The following is an 11,137-nucleotide window of genomic DNA, read 5'->3' as shown; positions in this document are numbered from 1 at the left end:
GAGCGGATCGTTCGATGGTCAGTTGCATGTCGTCAGTTCGCCCGGGCGCGTCGGGTAAAGCCAGCGTCGCGATAAGTTTGACCCCGGACCCTAGCGGATTGGCGCGCCGGGGCAACGGGTCAGGCCCACGCGGTGGGTGGAAGACTCTGCGATTGCGGAGAAAAGGGGCGGGAATTGAAAAAGGCCCGGTCGTGCGACCGGACCTTTTCAGTCTCAACTGGAGCGGGCGAGGCGATTCGAACGCCCGACCCCAACCTTGGCAAGGTTGTGCTCTACCACTGAGCTACGCCCGCGCTCTCAGTCGAGAGCGGGGCGTATAGCGGAGGGCTCGCCGTTCTCGCAAGACCCTTTCTGAAAAATCTCGAACGCCCGAAACATGAGCGCCGGATTACGCGCTCATGCAGCGAGCCGCCGCGCGGCGAGCGGTAGCGCTCGCGCCGTCAGGCGCGCCTACCTCGGCGCCATGCGGATGGCGCCGTCCAGACGGATGCACTCGCCGTTGATGTAGACGTTGCGGGCCAGTTCCAGCACCAGGGAGGCGTAGTCGGCGGGGCGGCCGAGGCGGCTGGGGAAGGGGATCTGGGCGGCCAGGGCGTCCTGGATCTTCTGGTCCATGCCGGCCATCATCGGCGTCCACATGATGCCGGGCAGGATGGTGTTCACCCGCACGCCTTCCTGCGCGAGGTCACGCGCCACGGGGAGCGTCATGGCGTAGACCCCGCCCTTGGAGGCCGAATAGGCGGCCTGTCCCACCTGACCGTCCTGGGCCGCGACCGAGGCGGTGTTGACGATCAGGCCGCGCTCGCCGTCCTCCATCGGGTCCAGGGTGACCATGCCTGCGGCTGACTGAGACAGGACGCGGAAGGTGCCGAACAGGTTGATGCGGACCGTGCGTTCGAACTGGGCCATGTCGTGGGCCTTGATCTCGCCGGTGTCCTTCTTGCGCGACACGGTCTTCATGCCGGTGGCGATGCCGGCGCAGTTGACGGTCAGCCGCTCCTGGCCGTGGGCGGCGCGGGCCTTGGCGAAGGCGGCGGCGACCTCTTCGTCGGAGGTGACGTCCACCTTGCAGAAGACGCCGCCGATCTCGGCGGCGATGGCCTCGCCCTTCTCCTCGTTCATGTCGAACAGGGCGACCTTGACGCCGGTGGCCGCGAGGGCCCGGGCCGTGCCTTCGCCGAGGCCCGAGGCGCCGCCGGTGACGACTGCGGCGATGGAGGAGTCGAGTTTCATGGATAGTCCCCTATATTGAACGTCTGTTCCCTGTTGAGGAGGGGTTTAGCGGCGATGTCGACCCGATCACAACCTGTTACGCCCGAGGATGTGCTGGATCCGGCCAAGGCCCTTGTTCCGTCGGTGCAGAAGATCAACGAGGTCCGGGTCCAGCGCGGCTTCTGGCCCAAGATCGTGCGCACCGCGGCCCGTATTCCCTTCGCCGATCAGGCGCTGAGCGTCTGGTTCGCCGCGCGCGATCCACAGACCCCGACGGCCGCCAAGGGGATGATGCTGGGCGCACTGGCCTATTTCGTCCTGCCGGTGGACGCCATTCCCGACCTGTTCGCCGGCATCGGTTTCACCGATGACGCGGCCGTCTTCGCCGCCCTGATCGCCACCCTGGGCGCCAACATCAAGCGCCATCACCGCGAGGCCGCCGAACAGGCGCTGGAGCGGCTGAAGACCCGGGCATAGGGTTCAGACCACCGGCCGGGCCGAGGCGGCGACGGCCTCCTCCCGCGTCTGGGGGCCGACAGGGGTGTGGGAGCGCAGCCAGCCGACGATGGACAGGCGGTCGGTCGCGGCATGGGCGGCGACCTGGGTCACCGCATGGCCTATGGGCACGGCGAACAGGTTCAGGGCGTTGAAGCCCGGAACCCAGCCTTGCTCGACATGGCCGTCGTCGCCGTAGAAGACCAGCGTCCCGCCCCAGTCGGCCCGCCATTCGCGCGTCAGGTTCAGGACATAGGCGTAGAGCCGGTTCTTGCCGACGGACAGGTCGTTGTGCGCCGTCAGGATGTGGCCGGGGCGATAGCGGCTGGCCTGGGCGTCGGCGAAGTCGATCCGGTCGTCACCGGTCACTCCCCGCATCAGGTCGAGGAAGGGGGCGCCGTTCAGGAAGGCCAGGGCCTGATCGACGACATTGGGGTCATCGGACCCGCCCGGACGACGGGTGTCATAGACATACTGGGTGGCCCGGCCCCGGCCGTCGACGGCCACGGCGTCCAGCCAGGACTGTTTGGACGGGTCCGCCGCCAGACGGCCGTCGAGCGGCATCTCGAAATAGTCACCCCCGGCGGCGACGATGGTCGTCCACGACCGCTCGGCCTCGAGCCGGTCGGCCAGCCGGTCGGCGTTGGCCTGGGCCAGCAGGCCGGGAATGTGCAGCCGCCGGTTCACGGCGAAGGCCGTGCGCAGGGCGTCGGGGTCGAGCGACGACGACAGGTTCAGATCGCCGCCCATGCCCGGCCTCAGCTTTCGACCGTCACGACGATCTTGCCCATGGCCGAACGGTCGCCGAGGGCCTGTATGGCCTCATGGGCGCGTTCCAGCGGGAAGGTGCGGGAAACGCGCGGCTTGATCTTGCCGTCCTTCCAGAACTGCATCAGCTCGGCCATGTTGGCGGCGTGTCCGGCCGGGTCGCGCGCCACCGCCGCGCCCCAGAAGACCCCGATGACCGACACCGACTTCAAGAGAGTCAGGTTCAACGGCAGGGCGGGGATGCCCGCCGGGAAGCCGACCACCAGATAGCGGCCGTTCCAGTCCATGGCCCGCAGCGCCGGCTCGCAATAGTCGCCGCCCACCGCATCATAGACCACGTCCGGCCCGTCGCGGCCCGAAGCCAGTTTCAGCTCTCCGGCCAGTGTCTTCTGCGCCGCCTTGTCCATCTTGCCCGCCGGGTAGATCAGGCCGTTGTCGGCGCCGAGATCGAGGGCGAACTGGACCTTCTCATTGGTCGAGGCGGCGGCGATGACGTCGGCGCCCATGGCCTTGCCCAGCTCGACGGCCGCGGCGCCTACGCCCCCGGCGGCGCCGAGGACCAGCAGTTTCTCGTTCGGCTTCAGCTGCGCCCGGTCCTTGAGCGCGTAGTAGGAGGTGCCATAGGTCATCACCAGGGCGGCGGCCGTCTCGAAATCCATCTCGTCAGGGATCTTGATGAGGCCGGCGGCCGGAACGGCGATCCGTTCGACCAGACCGCCCCAGCCGGGCACGGCGATCACCCGGTCGCCCTTGAACACGCCCTTGACCCCCTCGCCGACGGCCTCGACCACCCCGGCGATTTCCGCGCCCGGAGCGAAGGGGCGTTCCGGCTTGAACTGGTACTTGTCCTCGATGATGAGGGTGTCGGGATAGTTGACCCCCACCGCCTTGACCTCGATGACCACCTGGCCCTTGCCGGGCGTGGGGTCCAGCACGTCCTCGACGACAAGGGTCTCGGGGCCGCCGGGGGCCTTGGACAGGACTGCGCGCATGAAGACGTCTCTCGAAGCTGAAGGGGCCGCCGCCCCCATGGCGCGCGTCTCCGACCCACGCTAATCAGCCGAACGCCCGTTTGAAAGAGGCGATCAGGAGACGACAGGCATGACCGCCCTCATCCTTCACGGCGGCGCGGGCGCCCGACGCGGCGTCGACTACGACGCCGAAATCGCCCATATGCGGCAGGTGGTCGAGGCCATGAAGACCAGGCTGGATGCGGGCGCATCGGCGCTGGACACAGCCGTCGAGGCGGTGGTGCTGCTGGAGGATTCCGGCCTCTATGTCGCCGGTCGCGGCGCCTCGCCCAACCTCGCCGGCGCCTATGAGCTCGACGCCAGCCTGATGGACGGATCGACGCGCAAGGCAGGGTCGGTCGCGGCCCTGCAGGGCTTCCGCAATCCGGTGCTCGCCGCGCGGGCGGTGATGGAGAAGACGCCTCATGTCATGCTGGCCGGCGAGGGCGCGGCCCTGTTCGCCCACGATCAGGGGCTGGAGGCCATCGGCGACGAGGCGGCCTGGTTCACCCACGCGGGTCAGGGCGACGACAACCATCCGCCGGGCACACTCGGCCACGGCACGGTCGGCTGCTGCGTGCTGGACGCTGCAGGGCGGCTGGCGGCGGCGACCTCCACGGCAGGCGTCTTCGGCAAGATGCCCGGACGGGTCGGCGACACCCCCCTGATCGCCTCGGGCACCTGGGCCGACGACCGGGTCGCGGCTTCGGGCACGGGTCAGGGCGAGTATTTCATCCGGGTCGCGGCCACGGCCCAGACCGCATGGCGCGTCGCCGCCGGGCAGTCGGTGGCCGAAGCGGCCCGCGCCGTCATCGACCAGATCGGACAGATGGGCGGCGACGGCGGCCTGATCGCCCTGGACCGCGACGGGAACATCGCCGACCCCTTCAACAGCCAGGGCATGAAGCGGGCCTGGCTGACGCCTGACGGCGAGATCATGGTGGATGTCTTCGGCCCGGGCGCGGCCTGAGCCCGGTCAGACCGCGACGTTCAACTTGCGGGCCAGGCTTTCCAGTTCGTTGCGGATGGACCCGGCGGAACTGCCCAGCAGATTGTTCATGCCGCGCCGCGCCGCCGCCAGGTCGGTGGACAGGATCATCCGCTTGACCGGGCCGACGCCGCCCGCCGGGGCCGACAGGCGGGTGAAGCCGAGGGCGATCAGGGCGAAGGCCTCCAGCGGCCGCCCGGCCAGCTCGCCGCAGACGGAGACCGGCGTGCCGGTCTCGGCGCAGGCGGTCTGGATGGTCTGGAGCGCCCGCAGTGTCGGCGGCGACAGGGGGTCGTAGCGGTCCGACACCAGCGGATTGGTCCGGTCGGCGGCGTACATATACTGGAACAGGTCGTTGGACCCCACCGAGACGAAATCGGTCAGGGGCAGAAGAGCGTCCAGATGCCAGAGCAGGCTGGGGCATTCGATCATGGCCCCGACGCGCAGCAGGGCCGGCAGGGGGCGGCCGCGACGACGGGCCCATTCGCATTCCACATCGACCAGTTCGCGGGCGGCGCGGAACTCGTCCACCGTGGCGATCATCGGGAACATGACCCGCAGCTCCCGCCCGGCGCCGGCGGCCAGAAGCGCGCGCAGCTGAAGCCGCAGCAGGCTGGGCCGGTCCAGACCCAGGCGAATGGCGCGACGGCCCAGGGCCGGATTCTCCTCCCGCTCGGTCGTCTCCATATAGGGCAGGACCTTGTCGCCCCCGATGTCGAGCGTGCGGAAAGTCACCGGCCGGTCGCCGGCGGCGTCCAGCACCAGCTTGTAAAGCTCGGTCTGGCTGGTCAGGCGCGGCTGTTCCTCGGCCACCATGAACTGGAACTCGGTGCGGAACAGGCCGATGCCCTCGGCGCCCGTCTCGTTCAGGTTTTCCAGATCGACGGCCAGACCGGCGTTGGTCAGGAGGGTGATGCGCTGGTTGTCCTTCGTGATCGCCGGGACGTCGCGCAGCTTGGCGAACTCGGCCTGACGCTGGCTGCGCAATGCCATCCGCGAGCGGACCGAATCCAGCATGTCCGGCCGGGGCCGAAGATGGGCCTCGCCCGTCTCGCCGTCGACGATGACCTGATCGCCCTCGGACAGGCGGTCGCGGATGCCCAGCAGGCGGCCGACGCAGGGGATGCCCAGGGCGCGGGCCACGATGGCGGCGTGGCTGGCGGCCGAGCCCTCCTCGATCAGTAGGCCGCGCAGGCTTTCGCGCGGATATTCCAGCAGGTCGGCCGGGCCGAGGTTCCGCGCCACCAGGATGGCGTCCTCCGGCATATCGCGCCGGCCGGGGTTCTCGCCCGCCAGCACCCGCAACAGCCGGTTGGCCAGGTCCTCGAAGTCGTGCAGCCGCTCGCGGATATAGGGGTCGCGGGCCTTGGCGAAGCGGGCGCGGTGCTCGTTGCGGACCCGGTCCACGGCGGCGTCGGCGGTCAGACCCGAGCGGACCGCCTCGATCAGCGACCGGTTCCAGCCCCGGACCTCGGCGAACATCCGGTAGGTTTCCAGCACCTCGAACGACTGGCCCGACAGCTTGCCCTGGCCGCCGTCCAGAATGGCGTCGATGCCGGCCTTGAGATCGGCCAGACCCCGGTTGAGGCGGATCTCCTCCTCGACCGGGTCGTTGGACAGCAGCTTTTCGGGCGCGAGCGGCGCCTCGTGCAGGATGACCTGACCGATGGCCAGACCTTCGGCGAAGCGCTGGCCCTTGATGCGTTCGGGCCGGTGCGGGGCGACCTCGACGTCGCGCAGCTCCTCCTGATCCAGCAGCTCGCCACTGGCCACGGTCTCGGCCAGGACCATGGCGATGGTCTGGATGTCCTCGACCTCGTCCTCGTCATAGCGACGCTCGGCCCGGTTCTGGACGACCAGAACGCCGATGGCCCGGCCGCCGCGCAACAGGGGAGCGCCGAGGAAGGCGTGATAGGGATCTTCCCCCGTCTCCGGCCGATAGGCGAAGGAGGGGTGGCTGGGGGCGTCGGACAGACTGACCGGCTGGGCCAGACGGGCGACCTCGCCGACCAGACCCTCGCCGGGACGCAGGCGGGTGTTGTGGACGGCCTCGCGGTTCAGACCCTCGGTGGCGAAGAGTTCAAGCTCGCCCGAGGCGCGGCGCAGATAGATGGAGCAGACCTCGGCCACCATCGACTGGGCGATGATGCGCACGACACGATCCAGCCGCTCCTGCGCCGGTCCCCCGCCGGCCATGGCCTCGCGGATCTGGCGCAGGAGGTTGCGGGGCCCCCTCGTCGTCAATCCGCCGCCTACCGGCATTCCGCCTCCCGTTCACCCCGCCCGGATATGGGCGGGCAATACGACAATCCTATACCGCTTCCAGACCATAGGCCGAATGCAGGGCGCGGACGGCGAGTTCGGAATAGGCGTCCTCGATCAGGACCGAGATCTTGATCTCGGATGTCGAGATGGCCTGGAACTTGATGCCCTTGTCGGCCAGGGCCTTGAACATGGTCTGGGCGACGCCCGCGTGACTGCGCATGCCCACCCCGATGACCGAGACCTTGGCCACGTCGGCGTCGATGCGGATTTCCTCGAACTGGATCTCGGCCTGGGCCGCGCGCATCAGCTCGGCGGCGCGTTCGGCGTCGCGGCGGCCGGTGGTGAAGGTCAGGTTCACGGCCCCCTCGGTGCGGGCCTGGGACTGGACGATCATGTCCACGTTGACGTTCGCTTCCGCCAGACGGGTGAAGACGTCGGCCGGGGCGTCGGTGCGGTCCGACAGGCCGAGCAGGGTGATGCGGGCCTCGTCGCGGCTCATGGTCACGCCGGACACGATGCGTTTTTCCACGATTTCCTCCTCGTCGCAGATCAGGGTTCCGGCGTTCGCCGGCAGATTTCCGTTCTCGTCGGGCTCGACGAAGCTGGACAGGACGCGCACGGGCACCTGTTTGGCCATGGCCAGTTCGACCGACCGGGTCTGCAACACCTTGGCGCCGAGAGAGGCCATTTCCAGCATCTCTTCATAGGAGACGCGGTTCAGCTTGCGGGCCTTGGACTCGATGCGCGGGTCGGTGGTGTAGACCCCGTCCACGTCGGTGTAGATGTCGCACGGGCAGTTCAGCGCCGCCGCCACCGCCACCGCAGAGGTGTCCGAGCCGCCGCGGCCCAGGGTGGTGATGCGGCCGCCCCGGGTCACGCCCTGGAAGCCCGGCACCACGGCGATCTCGCCCGTGTCCATCGCCGCGCCCAGGACCTCGCCCGGCACGTCCTCGATGCGGGCCCGGCCGTGGGCGTCGTCGGTCAGGATGGGGATCTGCCAACCCATCCAGCTGCGGGCGTTCAGCCCCATGTTGCGCAGGGTCAGCGCCAGAAGGCCCGAGGTCACCTGTTCACCCGAGGCGACGACCACGTCGTATTCATCGTCCGAAAGCGGCAGGCCGGGGGCGGCGGCGCCGACGCCGTCGGTCCAGGCGACCAGTTCATTGGTCTTGCCCGCCATGGCCGAGACGACCACGGCCACCTGCTTGCCCTGTCGCACCTCGGCGGCGACGATCCGCGCGGCGCGACGAATCCGTTCGAGGTCGCCCATCGAGGTGCCGCCGAATTTCATCACCAGCCGCGTCATCGTGGCCCTTTTTCCCGAGCTTGCGTGGAGCGGGCGAGGGGTTCATTCCTCGACCCATGTCCGCTTCTAACGACACCGCCGGTCTGCGCAAACCCCAAAGCCATGAGGGTTTTGCTTCGGAAACCGCATCCGGACCCTCCATCGACCCGGCCGACGTCGCGCGTTTCTCGGCCCAGGCGGCCGAGTGGTGGGACGCCAAGGGGCCGTTCGCCCCCCTGCACCGGTTCAATCCGGCGCGCCTGGCCTTCGTGCGCGACCGGGCGGCGGAGCGGTTCGGACGCAACACGCGGACCCGCGCCCCGTTCCAGGGCCTGAGCCTGATCGACATCGGCTGCGGCGGGGGCCTGATCGCCGAGCCCATGCGCCGGCTCGGCTTCGAGGTCACGGCGGTGGACGCCTCGTCCGAGAATATCGGCACGGCCCGGGCTCACGCCGAGCAGATGGGGCTGGACATCGCCTATCGCGCCGCCACGGTCGAACAGATGGTGGAGGCGGGGGCGGGGCCGTTCGACGTGGTCCTGACCCTGGAGGTGATCGAGCATGTGGCCGATCCCGAGGCCTTCGTGCGGGCCTGTTCGCGTCTGATCGCGCCGGGCGGCATGATGGTGGTCGCCACCCTGAACCGGACGCTGAAGGGGCTCCTGCTCGGCAAGTTCGCCGCCGAATATGTGCTGCGCTGGGTGCCCGCCGGGACGCACGACTGGCGCCAGTTCCTGAAGCCCGACGAGATCCGCGCCATGCTGGCGAACGAGCCCGTGGCGGTGGAGGGGCCCTTCGGTCTGGCGCTCGATCCCCTGACCGGCGTCTGGTCCGAAGGCGACGCCGACATCAACTACATGATGATCGCCACCCGCGCAGTCGCTTAAGCTTACGGCGAATTCACCTAGATTTCAGCCTTGTAACGGGACTGTCGCCGTGCGGGGTGGGATGGATCGGGCCTCGCAATGGAGAGACCTGAATGAAACGCCTTCTGATCCTGGCCGTCGCGGCGGCCGCAATGAGCACCTCCGCCTGCGTCACCGTCATCGGCGTCGACGGCGATGACGACCTCGCCTGGCACGGCGAGAACGCCCAGCCCTTCGACAGCGCCCGCGACCAGTGCCGCGCCTCCACCGGCAAGGGCCAGCGCTCCGACGCCTTCCGCGACTGCATGGCCGAAAAGGGCTGGACGCGGAGCTGATCTAGAGGCGTCTGACCATGTAGCGGGCGTCCGGGCCGTAGCTTTCCAGCTTGGCCCGGATCGCCGGGCTGTCGACGGCCTCGAAGCCGAGCCGCGCCCAGAAGTCGGCCGCGTCATTGACGGCGACCAGGGCGATCGTGGGCCAGCCTTCGGCCCGGACCTGTTCGGCCAGTCGTTCCACGATGGGGCGGGTGAAGCCGCCGCCGCGTGTGTCGGGATGCAGGGCCAGATCGTGCAGATAAATCCGGTCGGCGTCGGCCGGCAGGGCCTGGATCACGGTGTTCAGGGCCGGGGCGCTCTCGCCCTTCCACGGATAGGCGAACAGATAGCCGAGGACGGCGCCGTTCGCGTCCGACAGCACGAAGCTTCCGGCGGGATAGAGGTCCAGCCGGTTCTCGAAACAGGCCCGGCTCTCGAAATGATCGGGGAAGGACAGGCGGGCGACGGCCTCAACGCCGTCGATGTCCTCCGCCGTCATCGGGCGCCAGCTCAAACCCGATGATTTCAGGTCGGGCAGCGGCTGTTCAGGGGGCGGCTCTCGAAGGTCCATTCCACGCTGCGCGCCTGACCCTCGATCACGCCGTCGATCCGGGCCTTCAGGGCGTCGCCGTCGCGTTCATAGCGGATGTGGTGGGGGAAGTCGTTCTGAAGGTTGGAGAAGACCACGTGGTTCGGGCTGCTGTCGGACATCACGAAGACGGTCGGCGGCGCGCCCGACGGCTGGGCCACATAGGCGAAGCCCTGGGGCGTCGTGGTGATGTGCGACGCCTCAAACCCGGCCCTACCCGAGCGGGAGACCGTCAGGTTCCAGCCGACCCTCAGCCCCGCGCGTTCCTCGCTCCAGGTCTCGGCGACCTCGCGGCCGTTTGAGCAGTCCAGCCAGTAGCCTGCCATCCACGACAGGTCGGGCGTGGCGGCGGGTGCGGGGGCGGGCGTCATCTGCAAGAGGGCGGCGGCGACGGCGGTCAGGATCGGCATGGATGTTCCCCTCGGTTCGGACACCAGCCTTACGCCGGATGCGGCGGTCCGGGCTTGTAGGTTTCCGACGCGATCGCCCGCGCCAGCTCGACCTGGTCCCGCGCCCACTCTGTGGCCGTGCAGCCCAGGAAGCGGCGGAAGTCGCGCGCCATCTGGGGCTGGTCGAAATAGCCCGCCGCCAGCCCCGCCTCCAGCCAGCCCGCGTCGGGATCGCCGGGGATGGCGTGATCGAACACGCGGCGGAACCGGGTGATCGACCGCAGGGCGCGGGGCGAGACCCCGACCCGGTCGAGGAAGCGGCGCTGCAGGGCGCGCTGTTCGGCGGGGTCGCGCCGTGGGGACGGCGTTTCCGCGGCGATGGCCTCCACCTCGGCGCGGACGACGGTATCGACCGTCCAGCCGTCGCGCCGGCGGGCGTCTTCGAGGAAATCGGTCATGACCCGAACCTGAGCCTCCGGATCGTCGGCGGGCGGCGTCAGACGGCCGATACGGTCGACCACATCGAGCCGTTGGTCCGTCGCCGACGACAGGGGCGCGCCCAGCCAGTCGCGGGCGCCGTCGGGATGGAAGCGGACGGCGACCAGTTCGACCGGCCCGACCGGCCGAATGGCGATGGGCCGGGTCATCTGGCCGGCGAAGATGGCCGGGGGCTGCAGGCGCCAGTTCCCGTCCGGTCCCAGCTCCTCATAGGGGGCGCCGATGTCGAGGATCAGTTCGGGGCAGCCGTCCGGGGCGATGCGCTGGATGGTCTCGGACGGCGCGGGCGCGGCATAGGTCCAGACGACCTTGACCCAGGGGACGAGCGACGGCGGCGGCGGGAACTGGGCGTAGCGTTCCTGTGTCGGCAACGGATCTCCCCTTCATCCCGTCCCACTCATCCCGCCCCTGTTATCCTCGGGCTTGATCCGAGGATCGGACGTTCCGCGTCCGATGAG

The 11,137-nt window shown here is 69.3% G+C and carries 12 protein-coding genes and 1 tRNA gene; 4 read left to right on the top strand and 9 right to left on the bottom strand.

What is annotated here, in order from left to right:
• Window positions 1-218 precede the first annotated feature (218 nt).
• Together ACT6QK_RS08210 and ACT6QK_RS08205 are read right to left on the bottom strand one after the other, a co-directional pair.
• Window positions 219-293 (bottom strand) — tRNA-Gly (locus ACT6QK_RS08210).
• A 157-nt stretch (window positions 294-450) separates the two neighbouring features.
• Window positions 451-1,233 carry an SDR family NAD(P)-dependent oxidoreductase gene (locus ACT6QK_RS08205; protein WP_444597339.1) on the bottom strand — a complete coding sequence of 261 codons (783 nt, stop codon included), beginning with the start codon at window positions 1,231-1,233 and terminating at the stop codon, window positions 451-453.
• Between the two features lie 54 nt (window positions 1,234-1,287).
• On the opposite strand from ACT6QK_RS08205, the gene ACT6QK_RS08200 reads away from it, so the two are divergent.
• Window positions 1,288-1,689 (top strand): YkvA family protein, encoded by a 402-nt coding sequence (locus ACT6QK_RS08200; protein WP_444597338.1) that lies wholly within the window; start codon window positions 1,288-1,290, stop codon window positions 1,687-1,689.
• Between the two features lie 3 nt (window positions 1,690-1,692).
• On the opposite strand, the gene ACT6QK_RS08195 is transcribed toward ACT6QK_RS08200, so the two are convergent.
• Window positions 1,693-2,457 carry a 2OG-Fe(II) oxygenase gene (locus ACT6QK_RS08195; protein ID WP_444597337.1) on the bottom strand — a complete coding sequence of 255 codons (765 nt, stop codon included), beginning with the start codon at window positions 2,455-2,457 and terminating at the stop codon, window positions 1,693-1,695.
• 8 nt (window positions 2,458-2,465) lie between these two features.
• Complete coding sequence (locus ACT6QK_RS08190; protein ID WP_444597336.1) at window positions 2,466-3,467, bottom strand: NADPH:quinone oxidoreductase family protein; 1,002 nt, start codon at window positions 3,465-3,467, stop codon at window positions 2,466-2,468.
• Window positions 3,468-3,576: 109 nt separating this feature from the next.
• Here ACT6QK_RS08190 and ACT6QK_RS08185 point away from each other — a divergent pair, with 109 nt between their 5' ends.
• Window positions 3,577-4,455, top strand: coding sequence for an isoaspartyl peptidase/L-asparaginase family protein (locus ACT6QK_RS08185; protein WP_444597335.1), 879 nt, complete (start codon window positions 3,577-3,579; stop codon window positions 4,453-4,455).
• Between the two features lie 6 nt (window positions 4,456-4,461).
• Here ACT6QK_RS08185 and ptsP read toward each other — a convergent pair whose 3' ends face one another.
• Together ptsP and ACT6QK_RS08175 are read right to left on the bottom strand one after the other, a co-directional pair.
• The gene (gene ptsP / locus ACT6QK_RS08180; protein ID WP_444597334.1) at window positions 4,462-6,735 is read right to left on the bottom strand and encodes a phosphoenolpyruvate--protein phosphotransferase; all 2,274 of its coding nucleotides are present in this window, start codon (window positions 6,733-6,735) and stop codon (window positions 4,462-4,464) included.
• A 49-nt stretch (window positions 6,736-6,784) separates the two neighbouring features.
• Window positions 6,785-8,044, bottom strand: a complete 1,260-nt coding sequence (locus tag ACT6QK_RS08175) for an aspartate kinase (RefSeq protein ID WP_444597333.1) — start codon at window positions 8,042-8,044, stop codon at window positions 6,785-6,787.
• A 56-nt stretch (window positions 8,045-8,100) separates the two neighbouring features.
• Between ACT6QK_RS08175 and ubiG the strand changes: the two genes are divergently transcribed.
• Both ubiG and ACT6QK_RS08165 read left to right on the top strand, forming a co-directional pair.
• Window positions 8,101-8,910, top strand: a complete 810-nt coding sequence (gene ubiG, locus ACT6QK_RS08170) for a bifunctional 2-polyprenyl-6-hydroxyphenol methylase/3-demethylubiquinol 3-O-methyltransferase UbiG (protein ID WP_444597332.1) — start codon at window positions 8,101-8,103, stop codon at window positions 8,908-8,910.
• Between the two features lie 92 nt (window positions 8,911-9,002).
• Window positions 9,003-9,224, top strand: a complete 222-nt coding sequence (locus ACT6QK_RS08165) for a hypothetical protein (protein WP_444597331.1) — start codon at window positions 9,003-9,005, stop codon at window positions 9,222-9,224.
• A gap of 1 nt (window position 9,225) precedes the next feature.
• Here ACT6QK_RS08165 and ACT6QK_RS08160 read toward each other — a convergent pair whose 3' ends face one another.
• The 3 genes from ACT6QK_RS08160 to ACT6QK_RS08150 are packed head-to-tail and all read right to left on the bottom strand — an operon-like array spanning window position 9,226 to window position 11,050.
• Window positions 9,226-9,702: a GNAT family N-acetyltransferase gene (locus ACT6QK_RS08160; RefSeq protein WP_444597330.1), complete on the bottom strand. Its 477-nt coding sequence runs from the start codon at window positions 9,700-9,702 to the stop codon at window positions 9,226-9,228.
• Between the two features lie 26 nt (window positions 9,703-9,728).
• Window positions 9,729-10,202, bottom strand: coding sequence for a DUF6265 family protein (locus tag ACT6QK_RS08155; protein ID WP_444597329.1), 474 nt, complete (start codon window positions 10,200-10,202; stop codon window positions 9,729-9,731).
• 29 nt (window positions 10,203-10,231) lie between these two features.
• Window positions 10,232-11,050 (bottom strand): AraC family transcriptional regulator, encoded by an 819-nt coding sequence (locus ACT6QK_RS08150; RefSeq protein WP_444597328.1) that lies wholly within the window; start codon window positions 11,048-11,050, stop codon window positions 10,232-10,234.
• Window positions 11,051-11,137 lie beyond the last annotated feature (87 nt).

The organism is Brevundimonas sp., assembly GCF_052436175.1.
In the GTDB taxonomy this organism is placed as follows: domain Bacteria; phylum Pseudomonadota; class Alphaproteobacteria; order Caulobacterales; family Caulobacteraceae; genus Brevundimonas.
This window is presented reverse-complemented; position numbering and strand designations above follow the sequence as displayed.

Excerpts from the sequence above, each read along its gene's own strand:
- ACT6QK_RS08205 (WP_444597339.1), bottom strand. The coding sequence starts at position 1,233 with ATGAAACTCGACTCCTCCATCGCCGCAGTCGTCACCGGCGGCGCCTCG.
- ACT6QK_RS08200 (WP_444597338.1), top strand. The coding sequence starts at position 1,288 with ATGTCGACCCGATCACAACCTGTTACGCCCGAGGATGTGCTGGATCCG.
- ACT6QK_RS08195 (WP_444597337.1), bottom strand. The coding sequence starts at position 2,457 with ATGGGCGGCGATCTGAACCTGTCGTCGTCGCTCGACCCCGACGCCCTG.
- ACT6QK_RS08190 (WP_444597336.1), bottom strand. The coding sequence starts at position 3,467 with ATGCGCGCAGTCCTGTCCAAGGCCCCCGGCGGCCCCGAGACCCTTGTC.
- ACT6QK_RS08185 (WP_444597335.1), top strand. The coding sequence starts at position 3,577 with ATGACCGCCCTCATCCTTCACGGCGGCGCGGGCGCCCGACGCGGCGTC.
- ptsP (WP_444597334.1), bottom strand. The coding sequence starts at position 6,735 with ATGCCGGTAGGCGGCGGATTGACGACGAGGGGGCCCCGCAACCTCCTG.
- ACT6QK_RS08175 (WP_444597333.1), bottom strand. The coding sequence starts at position 8,044 with ATGACGCGGCTGGTGATGAAATTCGGCGGCACCTCGATGGGCGACCTC.
- ubiG (WP_444597332.1), top strand. The coding sequence starts at position 8,101 with ATGTCCGCTTCTAACGACACCGCCGGTCTGCGCAAACCCCAAAGCCAT.
- ACT6QK_RS08165 (WP_444597331.1), top strand. The coding sequence starts at position 9,003 with ATGAAACGCCTTCTGATCCTGGCCGTCGCGGCGGCCGCAATGAGCACC.
- ACT6QK_RS08160 (WP_444597330.1), bottom strand. The coding sequence starts at position 9,702 with ATGACGGCGGAGGACATCGACGGCGTTGAGGCCGTCGCCCGCCTGTCC.
- ACT6QK_RS08155 (WP_444597329.1), bottom strand. The coding sequence starts at position 10,202 with ATGCCGATCCTGACCGCCGTCGCCGCCGCCCTCTTGCAGATGACGCCC.